The organism is Mobiluncus porci, from assembly GCF_009695935.1.
GTDB classification, from domain to species: Bacteria; Actinomycetota; Actinomycetes; order Actinomycetales; family Actinomycetaceae; genus Mobiluncus; species Mobiluncus porci.
In genome coordinates, this window is record NZ_VUMY01000004.1 from 64249 (window position 1) to 81342 (window position 17094).

The following is a 17094-nucleotide window of genomic DNA, read 5'->3' on the forward strand; positions in this document are numbered from 1 at the left end:
GCTCATTACGCAAAGCCGAAACCCACCCTGACAGCTCCGTTCGAAACCGTCCCTTTTCCGCTCCGCTTGCTGAAATCACCAAAGGATTTCGCCCGCCTCGGCGCGCCATTGTACCGAATGTTACAGATTCGCGTGATACTGACTTAAAGCAATGTTGCCGTGGGAAAGGTAAGAACGTTGGGAAAACCCAATCGCGAAGCAATAGTCAGCCAGCTCGCCGAACTTTTTGAGACGCAAGGCTACACCGGCGCGGGGATGTCAGACATCAGTCGGGTCACCGGCCTTGGACGCGGCTCTCTGTACAACCTTTTTCCGGACGGAAAAACCCAGATGATGCGCGAAGTCCTTGCCGCCGTGGAAACCGAGTTTGCCGCCGCGGTAACCGCCCCACTCGACAGCGGCGACCTCGAGGGTATGTTCAACGGGCTCAAGGACTTCTTCGATGACGGCAGCAAACAGAGCCTCTGGGGACGGCTGACCGGTGATCCGGCAGGTGAAACTTTCAAAACCGAGGTTCAAGACCACTATAACGCTTGGCGCGGGGCGCTCACCAAGGCGCTGCTGAGCGCGGGCGTGGAGCGCGGGACTGCCGCCTCTCTTTCAGAGCGGACCATCAGCGGCGTGGAGGGGACCCTGGTCTTGGCCGCGGGCTTTGATGATGCCGGCGCGCTCGGGCGTGGTTTGCGGACGATGAGCGCGGAGGTTTCGGCGGCGTTGGCTGCGGGTTCCACAAAGGGCGCGGCTGCGGGCGCGGGCTCGACAAAGGCCAAACGGAAATCCTCCACCGCGAAGAAATCCGCTGCGAATTAAAAGGACAAATTGTGTGTCTGCAGGTTTAGTCCTGGGTGTTGTTGTAGGGGTTAGTCTGGTCTAGTTTGTTCCAGACGATTCTATTTCCCTAAATACGGAGGCTTTTCCTGATCAGGCTCATTCTCCGGTGGTGTTTGAAGCATGGTTTACCGGTTTGGCCCGTCCCCACCGGTAAAAAACTTGCGACAGAGGAGCGGGACCCGCGTGGCACCCTCGGAAGTGTGCACGAATGTACGGCGTAGCCGGTTTGGCTTGGATTCGTCGGCAGGGCATTTAAGTGTTTGCGCAGGTCTTGGTGTTTTGGGGTTTCAGGAGGCAAGGCTCGGCGGGTTTACACCGTACATTCGTGCACACCCCTGAGCCGAAACAGGAAAAATCCGATTTGTCCAATACCCCTCCGCCACCGGAACGAAAAATAAGCAATTAACTAGTTGAACCCGAGCAGCAGCCCGGGTTCAACTGTGTTGGGAGTTGGGATTAAGAACTTCAGCTCCCGAAGTTGAAGTGAACCTCAGGAGAATCCGAGGCGCGCTCCGCGTTCGTCGCGAGCCCAAGCTCGGTGAATCCCGCCATCATGTCGTTGTGCGGCACGACGCGAACGAGATACCCGTAGGGGCCGGCCTGCTTCAGAGTAGTCACCAACTGGTACTTGAACAGCCCGTTTTCTTCCCCGACGCAGTTCATCGGGAGCGTCTGGAAACTCGAGATCGTGTCATCGGGGGTGACCCGCCCGAACACGACCTGAACTTCCACATCCTCGGGGCGCAGATTCCCGAGCTGGACATCGGCAAAGAACGAGGCCTCATCCCCGACCGTCGCGGTGTCTCCGACTTCGGAAACGACGTGGTTGACCGAAATCTGGGGCCAAGCCGAGCGTACCCGCGCCTTGTAATCCGCCAAAGACCGCGTGTCAGAGTGGCCCAAAGCGTTCAAGCGGCGCGAAGATGCGGCCACCGGAGTGTAGAGCTTTTCGACATACTCGCTGACCATGCGTTGCGCTTGAACCTGGGGTCCGAGCGTCGCCAAGGTGTGACGCACCATCTCCATCCAGTGGCGCGGCACCCCGTTTTCGTCGCGGTCATAGAACCGCGGGGCGACCGTGTTTTCGATGAGGTCATACAACCCGGCGGCCTCAATCTGGTCGCGGCGAACCGGATCGTCAACGCCGTCAGCGGTCGGAATCGCCCAACCGTTGCGCCCGTCGTAAAGCTCGTCCCACCAGCCGTCAAGAATCGAGAGGTTGAGTGCCCCATTTAGAGCGCACTTCATGCCCGAAGTGCCCGAAGCCTCGAGCGGCCGCAAGGGGTTGTTCAACCACACGTCCACGCCCGGCATGAGAATCTGGGCCATATCCATGTCGTAGTTCGGGAGGAACGCAATCCGGTCGCGCACCCCGTGCTGGTCGGCGAAGTGGACGAGTTGCTGGATCAACGAAACACCCTGCTCATCGTCGGGGTGGGACTTACCGGCCACGATAATCTGGACCGGACGATCCTTATTGGTCAAGATAGCCGCGAGCCGCTCGGGGTCATTAATCATCAAGGTCAATCGCTTGTAGGTCGGGACGCGCCGCGCGAAACCGATTGTCAAGGTGTCGGGGTCGAGAATCTCATCGCACCAAGCGAGTTCCGCCGGGGAGGCCCCGCGTTCGAGCCAGCTCGCCTTGACGCGGCGGCGAGCGTCTTTGACAAGTTGCAAGCGCAAATCGCGGCGCAACTGCCACAACTCCTCGTCACTAACCCCGCCTTCGGAGGCAGGACGCACCCAGCGGTAAGTGTTGACGTGCTCGCCAGGGTCTTGGTGACCCCGTGCCAACTCCGCCAACCGACCATCAGTCCAGGTCGGGCCGTGGACGCCGTTGGTGATCGAAGTAATCGGCACCTCGGTGACGTCGAAGTTGGGCCACAGCGAGTGGAACATCCCGCGGCTCACCTTGCCGTGGAGTTTCGCCACACCGTTGGCCATTCGCGCCATCCGCAGCCCGAAGACCGCCATGTTGAAGACGTTCGGATCCCCGCCTTCGTAGGATTCGGCGCCGAGGGAGAGAATCTGGTCGGTCGTGACCCCGGGGATCTCGATTGCCGACAAATAACGCTGGGCGAGTCCGCGGTCGAAACGGTCGATACCTGCGGGAACGGGGGTGTGGGTGGTGAACAAGGTGCCGGAGCGGACGGCTTCGATCGCGGTTCCGAAGTCGAGGCGCTCCTCGCCGTTCATGAGCTCGCGGATGCGTTCTACCGCCATAAATCCGGCGTGGCCCTCGTTGCAGTGGTAGACCTCGGGGGTCGGCGCGCCGGTAAGTTCGCTGAACAAGCGCAGCGCCTTGACCCCGCCGACACCGAGGAGGAGCTCTTGTTCCATCCGGTGATCTTTCGACCCGCCGTAGAGACGGTCGGTCACCAAGCGGGTGGCCTCATCGTTCTTGGCGACGTCAGAATCCAGCAGCAGCAAGGGGATGCGCCCGACTTTCGCGACCCAGATTTGCGCCCAGAGCGTGCGACGATCGGGGAGCGGGATGGAGACATAAGCGGGGGAGCCGTCTTGCTGACGCAGTAGGGACAGCGGCAAGTTGTCCGGGTCAATCACCGGATAACTCTCGCGCTGCCAGCCCTCGCGGGTCAGCGACTGGCGGAAGTAGCCGGCCTGGTAGAGCAGTCCGACGCCGATAATCGGGACACCGAGGTCGGAGGCCGACTTCAAATGGTCGCCGGCGAGGATTCCGAGGCCGCCGGAATATTGGGGGAGGACTGCGGTGATGCCGAACTCGGCGGAGAAATAGGCGATGGCCTTCGGCTTATCGGCATTGTTGAACTCGGATTCGAACCACAGAGGCTTCGACAAGTAGTCGGACAGGCCGCGGTCGAGCTCCTGGGCCTGGTTGACGATGTCGGGGTTGGCGGAGAGTTCCGCAAGTTTCTCGGTGGAAACCGAGCCAAGGAAGGCTACCGGATCATGGCCGACCTCGTCCCAAACCTGGGGATCGAGAGAGGCGAAGAAGTCGCGGGTGGGGCGATGCCATGACCAGCGCAGATTCTGGGCAAGGTTCGCCAGCGGCTTCAAATTATCGGGGAGAACAGAACGTACAGTAAATCTTCGAATTGCTTTCACGGTTACCTATCCTATCGAAGCGCTGTTAATTTTGGGTAAAGTGAGCGTTTGATTTGATTTTTCTTTTATTCAGTAAGGGATAGCCTGCGTTTTATCGCAGCCGGCGGGTCGGACCCTTTGGCTTCGTTCCATTCGGTCACTACGCCAAGAGGTCCGGCCCGCCGGCTACGCCAAAACTTAGGCAAGCCTTGGATTCGTTGTAAAACCGCGAGTTTTCGCTTACGCTGAGTCCATGAGCACCGCTGTTGAACCCGTTAAAGATGCCGCTGCGAAAGACAAGGAAAAGGACAAGAAATCCTCTACCTCTTCACGCCTGAACTGGCTGCGCGCCGCAGTTCTCGGCGCGAATGACGGCATTGTCTCCACTGCTGGCGTCGTTGTCGGGGTCGCCGCTGCTGCCCCGACGAATACTGCCGCCATTGCGACCGCCGGTATCGCCGCAGTCGTCGCCGGCGCGCTGTCGATGGCTGCGGGCGAATACGTCTCCGTTTCCACCCAGCGCGACACGGAAAAAGCCGTGGTCGCAAAGGAACGCCGCCTCATTGCCGAGGATCCGGACGCCGAGTTCGAGGGTCTGGTCGAGTGCTATATGGACAAGGGCTTGTCGCGCGAAACCGCGACCCAGGTCGCCCATGAATACAGCGCTATCGACCCTATTGTCGCCCACGTTGCCGCTCACTACGGGCTCAACGCCGAGGAATTTACCTCCCCCTGGGCTGCCGCTTTTTCCTCGGCAGTATCCTTCACGCTCGGCGCGCTGATTCCGCTGTTGACAATCCTCCTCGTCCCGCCCCAGTACTTCGCGATTCAAGTCACTTTCTGCCTGGTGATGGTGGCCCTCGCTATCGTCGGCTATGTTTCGGCAGTCCTCGGTGAGGCACCGCGGTTGCGGGCCGTAATCCGCGTCATGGCTGGTGGGGCGTTTGCGATGATTATCACCGGCGCGGTCGGTCACCTTCTCGGCGTGACGGTTTGAGGCCGTTCAACAAGAATTCACTAGGCTGGTAAAGGTTGGGTAAAATTTAGGGCTTGGCTGGCTGTTTGTATTTGGGGGTATTTCCGTAACTCGGGAGATTTTGGGCATCTGTGGGATATATGGCAGTCATTGCCATTTTTTCCTGGGTTACGGATCGGACACTAACTACAACTCCCAATAAAGCAAGGTTGGGTGATGATGTGACCCTAGTTAGAGGAGCCTCGGCTCCGGAGTTCGAAACCGAGGCGATTGCCCTATTCTTTTGGCCGTTTTTCGCACTTTTCAACAATGTTAATCAGTGCTAAAATAGTTTCCGGAAGGGCAATCAGGATTGTGATAATTCCTAGTATTATCGTGATTATCCTTTCCTCTTAGGCTCCGAGCGTGTACTCGGGGCCGAACTATATCCGTAGCGGTTGCTTCGAATATACTCACGCCTCAACGTGAGCAATCTAAACATATCAAATAACCTCTAAACCTAGCAATAGGCAGTAACGGTTCGTTCCGGCCTCGCCAACGAGGTTTGGCCCGCCGGCTGCGCAAACGTCTGGCCCGCCGGATGCTCCGACTCAAGGGGCTGGACTAGGCCGCCGGCTGCGCCGACTCGGGCAAAAGTCTTCCGGCGGGCGCATAAATGTTTTAGGCTTTGAGTGTGACTACAGCAAAGAAATCAACTTCAGGCCGCCATTCCGGATCAGCTTCCACTCCGAGCTCTCAGGGTTCTCAAAACGCTCCGAGCCGTCGCCGCGCGGCAAAAACCGCTGACGAACCCGCCGTGAAAGAGACCGCTGAGCAGGCAGCGGCTAAGGCTCCGGCTAAACCGGCTGCGACTTCAACAAAGGCCAGCGCGAAAACCCCCGCGCCTGCTAACGAGTCGCCCGTAGTTCCCGAGACATCAACAAAGGCGAGTGGGGATTCCGCGGTTGCTAAGCCTGCTCCAACTGCGGTTACTGATTCGGGTGCTGCTCTGACCGATGCTGAATCGACCGCGACTTCATCAAAGGCGAGCGCAGGGTCTGTCGAAAAAGCACCAAAGGCGAGCGCGAAAACCCCCGCGCCCCCCGCGAAAAAATCCCCTGAACCCTACCGCCTCCCGCCGACCGCGGAGTTCCCCCGCGTCTCCGTGATGGAAGTCGGGCCCGTGGTGGAAGGCGGCCATCTCCCAGCCAAAGCTGCTGTGGGGGAAGTTTTCCCCGTTACTGCGACAGTCTTTATTGACGGCCACTCCCTGTTCGGCGCCGATGCCGTCTTGCTGCGCCCCGCGGACGAAAAAGACCGCGGCACGAACGGCTACGACCTTTACTCCGCCCCACCGAACCCCCATGACCCCGCGAAGTGGGAGGTCGTGGACCGCGCGCGGATGCTTGAATACGGCTCAGGTCTGAACCATTTCCAAGCCGAACTCCAGGCTCAGACGCCAGGTCGCTTCGCCTTCGCGATTGAGTCCTGGGTGGATCCGTATCTCACCTGGGTGCATGACGCGAAAGTGAAGATTCCCGCCGGTATCGATGTCGAGTTGACCCTGGAGGAGGGCGCGCGGCTCCTCGAACGGGCCATTAACGCGGAAGCTCATCAAGTCCCCGACTCGACTGCCAGCCCCCAGGCTGAACTGTCCGAGCCGGATAAGGCGGTTCTTCAAGGCGCCATCGTGGGGCTGCGCGAGAAAAAGCGCCGCCCCCAGGTTCGGCTCTCGGCGGCCACGAACGAGCTGGTCGCGAACATCTTGACAGAAACACCCCTCAAGGATCTCGTGACCCGCACGCGCCTCTATCCCCTCCGTGTTGACCGCGAGCGCTCGCTCGTGGGGTCATGGTACGAGATTTTCCCTCGCTCCATCGGCTCCTACTGGCAAGACGGACACATCGTCCCTGGAACCCTCCAGACTGCTAAAGAGATTCTTCCCGACGTGGCCGCGGACGGCTTCGATGTCCTGTATCTCACCCCGATTCACCCGATTGGGGTGGCCTTCCGCAAGGGGAAAAACAACTCTCTCGGCGCGGGGCCTGACGATCCGGGATCGCCTTGGGCTATTGGGAACCAGGACGGCGGACATGACGCGGTGAACCCCGACCTGGGGACGCTCAAAGACTTTGATGACTTCGTCGCGCGCGCCCACGAACTCGGCCTCGAAATTGCCCTCGATTTTGCGCTGCAGTGTTCTCCGGACCATCCCTGGGTTACGGAACACCCCGAGTGGTTCACGACCAGGGCGGATGAGACGATTGCGTACGCGGAGAACCCGCCGAAGAAATACCAAGACATTTATCCCTTGAATTTCGACAACGACCCCGACGGCCTCTACGCGGCGATTCGCGAGGTTATCGAGTTTTGGATTGACCACGGGGTCACGATTTTCCGGATGGACAACCCCCACACGAAGCCCGTGCGATTCTGGCAGCGCCTTGCTGGAGACCTCCACCGAACCCACCCCGAGGTGGTCATGTTGGCCGAGGCCTTTACGAAACCAGCAATGATGCGGGGGCTCGCGAAGGTCGGCTTCCACCTGTCCTACACCTATTTCACTTGGCGGAACTCGAAGAAGGAGCTCACCGAGTATTTCGAGGAACTTGCTTACGAGACCGCCCATGTCTTACGTCCCGCGCTGTTCCCGATGACGCCCGACATTTTGACCGACTATATGACCCAAGGCGTTGAGGCTTTCAAAGTTCGCGCGGTGCTCGCCGCGATGGCCGGCCCGACCTGGGGGATTCTCGGCGGCGGGATTTACGAGTTCGCCGAACATGTCCAGCGCCCCGGGGTTGAGGAAGTTAACGACAACCCGAAATACGAGGTCAAGGTCTATGACTGGGGGGCGCGCGATACTTATAGGATCGCCACGCTGAACCGGACTTTGAACGAAATTCGTAAGCGCCATCCGGCTCTCGGACAGCTTCGGAATATCAAATTCCATGCCTGCACGAATGACAATCTTCTCGTGTTTTCGAAGCATCTTGATGCGGCTCATTCACCAACGGGGCAAGACGATACCGTGCTGGTGGTCGTGAACTTGGACGCGCGCAATACGCAGTCGGGGTGGATTTATTTGGACGTGCCGACGCTCGGATTGAGCCCGCTCGATTTTCCGGAAGTCGCGGCGGCGGAAACTCGCGGAGAGCCACAGTTTGTGGTCCGCGACGAGTTGAACGGCGGGGCGGAATACACCTGGGCGGCAGACAATTTCGTGTCGCTCAACCCCTACGCGAATGTCGCCCACGTGTTTAGTTTCCACCCCCTTCCGGATTGAGAGGAGCCAGCGGGTCGGACCCAGCTGGCGCAGCGAAACCCGCCCCAGCCTAGACGTAAATGTGCAAGGATATATTCATGGCAAAAATCCCAGTTTCTCCGGATCTCCTGAACCAAGTAGCATACGCGAATTACTACTCTCCCCACTCCATCCTCGGCCCCCACTCCGACGGCGAAGACGTCACTATCCGCACGGTGCGCCACATGGCCGACCGCGTTACGATCGTGACTGAGCACGGCGAATTCCCTGCCGACCACGAGCAGGACGGCGTCTGGGCGGCAGTCATCCCCCACGCGAACCTCGAGGATTACCGCGTCAAAGTCACCTACGGCGACCAGGAAGTCATCTCGGATGACCCGTATCGTTTCCTGCCGACCCTGGGGGAGATGGACACCTATCTCATCTCGGAGGGCCGCCACGAGCGCCTGTGGGATGTGCTCGGCTCTCACATCAAGGAGTACGAGGGTCCGATGGGCAAAGTCCGCGGTGTCGCTTTCGCCGTGTGGGCCCCGAATGCCCAGGCCGTCAAAGTCGTCGGCGACTTCAACTTCTGGGACGGTGCGGGTTCAGCAATGCGCTCTCTCGGCGCGTCCGGCGTCTGGGAGTTGTTCATCCCCGGCGTCGACATCGGCGCGCGCTACAAGTACGAAATCAAGGGCCCGGACGGTGGCTGGCATCAAAAGGCTGACCCGCTCGCCCGCGCAACCGAAATCCCGCCCGCGACCGCGAGCGTCGTGACCGACAAGTTCCACGAGTGGCAAGACCAGGAATGGATCGACCACCGCGCCGCGATTGCTGAAACCCACCCCATCCACACGCGTCCCGTTTCCGTCTACGAATGCCACATTGGCTCTTGGAAAGAGGGCTACGGCTACCGTGACCTGGCTGAACACTTGGTGCCTTACGTGAAGGAAATGAACTTCACCCACGTCGAGTTCATGCCTGTCGCGGAACACCCCTTCGGACCGTCTTGGGGATACCAGTGCACGTCCTATTACGCCCCGACCGCGCGTTACGGCACGCCCGACGACTTCCGTTACTTGGTAGATGTCCTTCACCAAAACGGCATCGGCGTTATTCTCGACTGGGTTCCGGCTCACTTCCCGAAAGACGATTGGGCGCTCGCCGGCTTTGACGGCACAGCGCTATACGAAGATCCCGACCCGCAGAGAGGGCAGCATCCGGACTGGGGGACGCTTATCTTTAACTACGGTCGGCGTGAGGTAAAGAACTTCCTCGTCGCCAACGCGCTTTACTGGATGGAGGAGTTCCACATCGATGGGCTCCGCGTGGACGCGGTGGCCTCGATGCTGTACCTCGACTATTCGCGCAAGGAAGGCCAGTGGCACCCGAACGTCTACGGGGGACGGGAGAACCTCGAGGCGATTGCGCTCTTGCAAGAGGTCACCGCGACCTGTTACCGGGTTTGCCCCGGGACGGTCATGATTGCCGAGGAATCGACCGCCTGGCCGGGCGTGACCGCGCTGACTTCCTCTGGTGGCCTCGGTTTTGGCCTCAAGTGGAACATGGGGTGGATGAACGACACCTTGCGCTACCTGGCCGAGGATCCGGTGAACCGCAAGTGGCACCACAACGAACTCACATTCTCCCTGGTCTACGCGTTTTCCGAGAATTTCATGTTGCCGCTGTCTCACGACGAGGTCGTTCACGGCAAGGGATCGCTTTTGTCTAAGATGCCGGGGGACTATTGGCGCCAGCTCGCGGGCGTGCGCTTGCTTTTCGGCTACCAGTGGACTCATCCGGGCAAGCAGTTAATCTTTATGGGTTCAGAGTTTGCCCAAGGCGGCGAGTGGAATTCGGGCGCGTCTTTGGATTGGTGGCACTTGGACGTGGCGGGGCACCAAGGCGTGAAGCGGCTCGTTGCTGATTTGAATGCGCTCTACAAGTCCGATCCGGCGCTGTGGTGCGATGACTATCGTGGCTTCGAGTGGATTGAGCCGAGCGATGGGGACCACAACTTGCTGAGTTACATCCGCAAGGCTGACCCCGACCAGTTCGGGCCAGCCGAGGCTGCTAGCGGCTCTGGCGCTTCGCCGGATTCGCGGGGGATTCTCGCGGTGATTGCGAACTTCTCCGGCAATCCTCACGACCCGTTTAGGGTCGGGCTGCCGTTTGCGGGTGGCTGGGACGAGGTCATCAATTCGGATGCGGAGATTTACGGCGGTTCCGGAGTCGGGAATATGGGTCATGTGGAGGCTGAGGACGTGCCGTGGAACAACCGGCCGGCTTCGGTTTCCTTGCGGATCCCGCCGCTCGGGGTGATTATTCTCCGGCCTTCCGCCGATAACCCGAATCTCTGAATCGGAAGGCTAAGGCTTAGTTGGCTAAGGCTTAGTGGTGAGAGCGTCCGGTGGGGGCGCTCTCACCCTTTTTTGTTCTCTTAGGCGGGCTTTCCAGGCGCAGGAACGGGAGGCTCAACGCGGGGGAAGCTGAACGGGCGTCTTATTGGAGTTGACTTAGTTCCGACTGGAGGCTGCAATCGTGTCGAGACCGCTCAAGCAGCCAAACCCCGGGGAAGACTCCATAACCCCGAGGTGCCTCTACAGTGGGGGCAGTATCTTTGATGAACCCAGTTAAAGTGTTCTCCCGGACAGCCTTCGCTGCCCGGGAGAACGTTATATTTGATTGTGTCTAATCGGTTACCTGTCGATTAGATGCCCATGGCCTTAGCGACGGCCACAACTGCGTCATCAGACACAGCCTTCGGTCCGCCAATGACGTAGCCCTGGATGGTCACGTTCTGCTTTACCAAACGAGCCAATTCGAGCTTGGTCTCATCGGACAAGTCAGCGCCCGGAACGAGCATGATCGTGCCGTTGGTGAGCTGACCGGCAACCACGGAGTCAATCAGGTGCATGTCTTCGCCGCTAGCCAAGTAAACGTTCTTGACACTGTCGTTAGTCATCGCGTTGGTCGCGTAGTAAGAGATCAGAGCGGCAGTCTCGTAGCGATCCTTACCGATGATGCGCTTCACGCCCTTAGCCTGGGTGACAACCTTAGCCCAAGGCTTAGCGTTGTAGGTGGCAACAGCGTTTGCCAACTTCTTCTTAGAAGCCTCGGTCAAAGCCTTCTGCTTGGCAAAGTCGGCCTGGAGAATCTCGTTGAACTTTTCCAAGTTCTTCGGGTCTGCTGCGCCAGGAGCCGCAACCTGAGTGTCGTCCTTTACTTCCAAGGCTTCCTTGATCTTGGCGTCTTCATTCTGGGCGTAGTCCTTGCCGAGCTTCGCGATGAAAGCCTTGTTCAGACCGGTCAGTTTGCCGTCCTTATCGACGTTGAAAGCGCCCTGATCCTTCACCTTCACCTCGGGGGAAGCTCCATCAACCGTGGTGGCCTTGAAGCTACCCGTACCGTAGAGAGCCTCGAACTTATCCTTTACGAGAGTCTCGACACCGTTAGCATCAGTTCCGGCCTTTACAGCGTTGGCTACGGCTTCGTTCAACTCAGCCTTAGCGGTCTTGTAGGCGCCGTCAATCTTAGTGGCGTAGATGTCGTACTGAGCCAAGGTCGGCTTGAAACCGGAGAAAGCCTCAGCAGGATCAGTCACCTTCTCGGCCTTGATCTTACGAGGATCCTTCATTGTTCCCTCGGTGGCAAGCGAATTGGCATCGCCCAAGCCGAACAGAGCCTCAGGGGTACCGTCGGTCTTGAACTTCAGCGTATCGGCCATGCCCTGCCAGGTCTTGTGACCCAAGTACTCGATAGCGGCCTTCTGGACCTTCAGCTTCAAAGATTCCTCAGTCTCGGCGAACTTCCAAGGAGAAATGCTCTCGGTTTCGCCAACGACCTGCTGAACCTGAGCATCAGACAGAGCAGTTTCGCCGCCCAAAACCAAGACGTTGTCGGAAGGCTTGCCGGTCGAGCGGTAGTAATCAACGATGGACTTATCTACCGTGCCGGAGGGATTCACGAGCAAGACCGGACCCTTCTTGTCGGTAAATGCGTTCAAGGAGCCAGCGGACAAAGCGTCGACCGGGTTGTCGCCACGGGTCAAGAACACGGTGCTTACAGCGGTTGCAGCAAAGGCGCGCTTGGCGATGTTGGCGGAAGTCTCGTAACGGTTCTTGCCATCGATGCGGGAAGTCTCGGTGATGGAATCATCAAACTTCTTGATGTTTTCGAGGACAGAATCCGCAACTACGCTGGTACCACCAACGGCAACCAACTTCGAAATGTTCGCGAGCTTGGCGTCATCTTTCATCGCCTTGCCCAGCAACAACTGGCCGCCACGGTCACGAGGAGCTACCAAGATAACTCCGTCTTTAAGGGAGGACGCGGAAGCCGCATCCACAACAGCGTCGTAACCGACGATGTAAGCGGTGTCAACGGTCGACTGTTCCATACGAACCTTGGCAGCCTCCAAGGAGGTTTCCACGCGATCCGGTCCAGCCAGGCGCTCCACCTTGGTGCCGTTCGGCAAGTAAATTTCAGCAGCGAAAGCCGGGGCAACGCCCATCGAAGCAATCAGCGCCACGGAGGCGGCGCCAACCACAAACTTCTTCTTCAAATTCATCTAAATAAACCCTTCTTCTGGGTATTAAAGGGTGGAGAATTTGACGGTGGGCGGGGCATTGTCCCGTCGGTGCTTGAGGTTCGCTGTTGTGGCTGGGCGTTGGGGGGCTTTGCTGGGCAGGCACAGACTTATCCGTGTTGTTTCCCGACTTGATAATCTGTGGTGAGACGTTCGGAGAGTATTTAGAAGGCTCTTCCAACACGGCGGCTGCCGGCGCTGCCAGAAGCGCGGCTGGGTTCGTGTCTTTGAACCGTGCCACGTCCCGTCCCCTGAATTCAGCGCGCGCGTTTAAGGGCGGAGCGTGGTGATAGGTATCACATAGACCCCGTCTTGGCGCTGGTAGGCATACTGTCCGAGACCTGTGATTACGGCTAGGAATGCTGGTGGTTTTACCTGGTTGGCTGGGTTGCGTAGAAGCTTTTCCCGTAGCCGCACCAGATTTTTTGCTGCCTTGTCCACCTTATTTTCTCCGAGTTTTATCTCGCACGCCGCCCATTCCTGGCTACTGGTTTCAATTATCGCGTCAACTTCTAACCCGGCATCGTCGCGGTAGTAGCGTAGTGTTGCTCCTAAAGCTTCCGAATAAACTGCTAGGTCTCGCAGACACAAGTTTTCGAAGACTAGACCAAAAGTCTGGAAATCTCTCTGCAGAGAGTGTTCATTCAGTCTCAAGAGCACTATTGGTAGGGACGGATCTATGAAGTACCGGCGTTCCTTGGTTTGGAAACGTTTGGGGGAACGCGCTGGCGGAGCCCATCCTCCTACCGGCTCAATCAGAAACAGGGAGTTTAAAACGTCCAAGTATTCCCCCACTGTGCGGGGCGCAATCTGCCCCGGCTCTTGGCCGTACATATCCGCCACCAGAGTTTTATAGGTTGCTAACTGTCCTAGATTCCGTGCGAGCGAGCGCAGCAATCTGCGGGCTGTCGCCGAGTCTTTACCCTGAGCCGGCACGCTTGTCACTAACGCCGCTTCCAAATAGTCTCTGGCCACTTGTTGAGCATCAGACGCACTAAAACCTAAGACACCCGGCCAGCCCCCGCGACAGCACAGTTCTGCCAAAGTCGAAACATCAATTCCTGTCTGCGCAGGAGAAAACTTGCCGGCAAATAATCCCTCCAGGGACACCGCACCTACGGAATCCTCCGATTCAAACAACGACATAGGACGCATCCTGACGCGGCCGAATCTTCCCGCACCGCTGTGCCGAGTTTTGCTGTAAGCCGGGGTGGAGGAACCAGTAAGAATCCACAACCCCTTTTCCGCAGCCTCATCAACCGCATGACGAACCGCGTCCCACACGTTTGGAGCTAACTGCCACTCATCAATAACTCGCGGTTTGTCCCCTTCAAGAACCAACTCCGGCGCAGCCTTAGCTGCAGCCAAAGCATTACTCTCATCCAAATGCACGATACTGTTAGCGTGATGCCGAGCAGTCCAGGTTTTTCCGCACCACTTCGCCCCCGAAATTTCTACTGCCCCATATATGCGCAGACAGCGCTGCACTTGCGCGTCAACGACACGGGGAAGATAACCCGCAGGATTGATTGTCTCCATACCACCAGACTACTAAAATCCGAGATCTTCAACAACTAAAATCCGAGATTATCAGCGGCGAGAATCCGAGGTTTGCGGTCAGCTCGCGGGGCGTTAGGCGTCGGCCGCGCGGCGGAGTTCGCGGCGGCGCATGGCATCGAGCGCGGACCCGACCGCGCTCAGATCCTCGGCAAATAAATCGGCATAAACGTCCAAGGTCAGCGCCGCGCTTGAATGCCCGAGCATCTGCGCAACCGCCTTGACATTCGCCCCCGCGCTCACCGCGAGCGAAGCCGCCGTATGACGCAGGTCATGAATATGTAATCCCGGATGTCCGATTGCTGCCGCTGCCAGATCGAAGTGGTAGCGGAGATTCGAGGCCCGCAGCGGATTCTTCCCATCCTCGGTCGGGAAAAGATAAGCGCTCGCAGTAGCCCGACTCCCAAAACTCGCTTGGAGGCGAGCCAAATCTCCCTGCAGGAGAAACTTCGGAATGGGAACCGTGCGGGAACGGCCATTTTTGGGCGTATCAAAAACCTGGCGCCCCCCAACCTCGGTCACCGCGCGGTTCACGCGGAAAACGCCGAACTCCCAGTCCACATTTCTCCAGGTCAAAGCCAGAGCTTCCCCAATGCGAAGCCCGCAATACCCCAAGACTCGCGTCAAAACTTCGAGGCGGTTGGCGCTTACCGAAGGTCGCTTTTCGCTGACTCGAAAGGTCACATTTGCGCATCTCGTCCTGCGCCGTCGCAGCCAACCCGAGCGACCCTTGGACGAGACGGCGATCTCCTCGCCAGGCAGAGGTGAAGACTTCAAAGTCCACCACCCTACCTCGCGAGCCAATAACTCCAGTTCAAGAAGACTCAATCTCCGATCCAACCTCCCGCCGCCCGTCCGTAATCGCGGCAAAGGTACCCCATCTGCGGGATTGCTCTCAGGAGGAATCGCCCCCAAGCGCCGCGCGAGTTCCAAGGTGGCTCGCATCACCCCGACTGCGGAGTGAACCTGAACCGGCCCGAACCCGCGATCGCTGACGAGCCGCGCCACCCAGGCCATGACATCAAGATGGGAAATCTCCCTGATAGGAAGCCCCCAAAAATCAGCGGCACTGCACTTCAACAGGGATTGATAGCAAGCCCTGGTGCTCTCCTTGACGTCAACTTTCGTCTCGAGCCACAGCGTTGCCAAGTCGCCAAAAGTGGCGGATTCATCAAGGGCTTCGCGAAGTGGTTCGCTGGGCATTCTTCTGAACAAGTCCCCCGACCCTCCTCTATGGTCTGCGTGCGCGGCTTCGCTATGGTCAACAGTGGATTTATCAATAGTCATTGTTTAGTCATACCGAACCAGTCCGCGGGCTGTTGCCATTTTGTTGCCAAAATGTGGCGGGAGGGGACCAAATGCCGACTCTCTCACCTGCGCCTTTGATGAACACCAAAACTACAACGAAGTGTTTTCGCCGCTCCTGGGTGTTTCATTGCCGTTTGAATGCTTTTGTTGATTTCGGTAACTTGGGTGCAGACGTCAGCAACGAAGCCGAAAGGGGAACGATGCAACGCAAAGCAATGGTGGCAGCCGGAATGGTGGTCGGACTGGCGCTGAGCTGGGGGATAGGTTTCTGGGCGGTAGCGACTCAGGGAAGTTTCAGCGGATCTGGTTCTTCGATCAGTGGAACGATTACCTTCTCCAACGGCGCCTTCAACAATTTCAGCCACAGCGCACCCCACGACGGCAGCGACGGGAATCCCGCAGGCTGGACGTATTTCAAGGATGACACCGGAAGCAAACTGCGAAATTTTTTCAACTCGAAAGACCAGTTTCTAGGTTCTCGCCAGACGCCACTCGACATCGGGTACCATCCGGAGCCAGTCATCGTGACCGAGGATGTTAAACTCGAAATCAAGGCTCCCGAGATTAAACTGAACCCCGAAGTCAACGCCATCGTCGGGAAGGACACCTACGCCTATGTGGTGGATCCGAAGCCGCAGGATCTCGAGGTTCGGGCGGGAGGATTTTCGGTAAAAGTCAGAGTCACACCGGTCGGGTACGAGTGGGATTGGGGAGATGGCGCCGTCACTAAATCCAAGGAAGCCGGCGCCCCTTGGCCCGACGGGACAGTAAAACACCAGTATGCAAAGCCGGGGATTTATACCGTGAATTGTCGGGTGTATTGGAAAGGAGACTGGGAAGTTTCCGGAGGGGACAGCGGAGATGACGGGGACGTTGAAGGAGATTTATTCACGGATTCTTCCGCCACGCCCTTGGAGGTTCGCTACCTCATCCCCTACCTGGTTGCGCCCTGAGGTGAGGATCGCCTGGTAGGCTGGTGGCGTGAAAAGAAACGAGATTAGTTTTGGGGGCGTAAGCGGGTTTCCGGAAGAGGATTCAGTAAAGGCCAGCGGCAAACCGGCGATTACCGGCGGGGGTGCGGCTGCGAGATTCGATTTCGGAGGAGAGGGGCCGTCGGTGTCCGAGCAATTGGCGGGGTCTGAGGCTGTTTCCGAAACCCAGAGAGAAGAAGCGGCAATTCCGGGGCGGCCTCCATCGAGTCAACAGGAATACCAGCGAGTGATGTTCCTCGCGCGACTGGTTCTGGGATTTACGATTTTGGCGGCGCTGACCTTGGGGATTGTGGCGGTGGCAACGGGGCGCGATTTTGCTTCAATAGGGGTTGGGGTGCTTTTAGTAGCAGCGGCCGCAGGGTATTACACCTGGACCTCGCGTTCGGTGAAGCGGGATTTGGCGGCGAACCCGCGCACGGGTTCGGAGGAATAGCAGAGCAGTCGGGCACGGCTGTGGCGGAGCCGGTGGGTGTGACCCTCGGCGTAGCCGTTTCAAGCTATCCCCGCTATGCCACTTGGGGTCAGACCCTTCGGCTCTACTTCGTTACGC

At 58.4% G+C, this 17094-nt stretch carries 10 protein-coding genes; 6 read left to right on the forward strand and 4 right to left on the reverse strand.

What is annotated here, in order from left to right:
- Window positions 1–177 precede the first annotated feature (177 nt).
- Window positions 178–810 (forward strand): TetR/AcrR family transcriptional regulator, encoded by a 633-nt coding sequence (locus FYJ63_RS03030; protein ID WP_154543649.1) that lies wholly within the window; start codon window positions 178–180, stop codon window positions 808–810.
- 486 nt (window positions 811–1296) lie between these two features.
- Here FYJ63_RS03030 and glgP read toward each other — a convergent pair whose 3' ends face one another.
- Window positions 1297–3918: an alpha-glucan family phosphorylase gene (gene glgP, locus FYJ63_RS03035; protein ID WP_287847449.1), complete on the reverse strand. Its 2622-nt coding sequence runs from the start codon at window positions 3916–3918 to the stop codon at window positions 1297–1299.
- A 232-nt stretch (window positions 3919–4150) separates the two neighbouring features.
- Here glgP and FYJ63_RS03040 point away from each other — a divergent pair, with 232 nt between their 5' ends.
- The 3 genes from FYJ63_RS03040 (at window position 4151) to glgB (ending at window position 10459) form a co-directional block, all read left to right on the forward strand.
- On the forward strand, window positions 4151–4894 hold the full coding sequence (locus FYJ63_RS03040; RefSeq protein WP_154543651.1) for a VIT1/CCC1 transporter family protein: 744 nt from the start codon (window positions 4151–4153) through the stop codon (window positions 4892–4894).
- 1123 nt (window positions 4895–6017) lie between these two features.
- Window positions 6018–8138, forward strand: coding sequence for an alpha-1,4-glucan--maltose-1-phosphate maltosyltransferase (locus FYJ63_RS03045; protein ID WP_338106805.1), 2121 nt, complete (start codon window positions 6018–6020; stop codon window positions 8136–8138).
- A gap of 77 nt (window positions 8139–8215) precedes the next feature.
- The gene (glgB, locus tag FYJ63_RS03050) at window positions 8216–10459 is read left to right on the forward strand and encodes a 1,4-alpha-glucan branching protein GlgB (protein WP_154543653.1); all 2244 of its coding nucleotides are present in this window, start codon (window positions 8216–8218) and stop codon (window positions 10457–10459) included.
- 350 nt (window positions 10460–10809) lie between these two features.
- On the opposite strand, the gene FYJ63_RS03055 is transcribed toward glgB, so the two are convergent.
- From FYJ63_RS03055 to FYJ63_RS03065, 3 genes are all read right to left on the reverse strand, one after another.
- A complete protein-coding gene (locus FYJ63_RS03055; RefSeq protein ID WP_154543655.1) occupies window positions 10810–12669 on the reverse strand; it encodes a cell wall-binding repeat-containing protein in 1860 nt (619 codons plus the stop codon).
- Between the two features lie 288 nt (window positions 12670–12957).
- Complete coding sequence (locus FYJ63_RS03060; RefSeq protein WP_154543657.1) at window positions 12958–14226, reverse strand: ATP-binding protein; 1269 nt, start codon at window positions 14224–14226, stop codon at window positions 12958–12960.
- Window positions 14227–14319: 93 nt separating this feature from the next.
- A complete protein-coding gene (locus FYJ63_RS03065; RefSeq protein WP_229769905.1) occupies window positions 14320–15531 on the reverse strand; it encodes a tyrosine-type recombinase/integrase in 1212 nt (403 codons plus the stop codon).
- A 221-nt stretch (window positions 15532–15752) separates the two neighbouring features.
- Here FYJ63_RS03065 and FYJ63_RS03070 point away from each other — a divergent pair, with 221 nt between their 5' ends.
- Window positions 15753–16505, forward strand: a complete 753-nt coding sequence (locus FYJ63_RS03070) for a PKD domain-containing protein (protein ID WP_154543659.1) — start codon at window positions 15753–15755, stop codon at window positions 16503–16505.
- Window positions 16506–16533: 28 nt separating this feature from the next.
- The gene (locus FYJ63_RS11135) at window positions 16534–16977 is read left to right on the forward strand and encodes a hypothetical protein (protein ID WP_229769907.1); all 444 of its coding nucleotides are present in this window, start codon (window positions 16534–16536) and stop codon (window positions 16975–16977) included.
- The last annotated feature ends 117 nt before the right edge of the window (window positions 16978–17094 follow it).

What these genes read in the sequence shown, in the direction of transcription:
- FYJ63_RS03055 (WP_154543655.1), bottom strand. Translation starts at nt 12,669, where the DNA reads ATGAATTTGAAGAAGAAGTTTGTGGTTGGCGCCGCCTCCGTGGCGCTG.
- glgB (WP_154543653.1), top strand. Translation starts at nt 8,216, where the DNA reads ATGGCAAAAATCCCAGTTTCTCCGGATCTCCTGAACCAAGTAGCATAC.
- FYJ63_RS03040 (WP_154543651.1), top strand. Translation starts at nt 4,151, where the DNA reads ATGAGCACCGCTGTTGAACCCGTTAAAGATGCCGCTGCGAAAGACAAG.
- FYJ63_RS03060 (WP_154543657.1), bottom strand. Translation starts at nt 14,226, where the DNA reads ATGGAGACAATCAATCCTGCGGGTTATCTTCCCCGTGTCGTTGACGCG.
- FYJ63_RS03070 (WP_154543659.1), top strand. Translation starts at nt 15,753, where the DNA reads ATGCAACGCAAAGCAATGGTGGCAGCCGGAATGGTGGTCGGACTGGCG.
- FYJ63_RS03065 (WP_229769905.1), bottom strand. Translation starts at nt 15,531, where the DNA reads ATGACTATTGATAAATCCACTGTTGACCATAGCGAAGCCGCGCACGCA.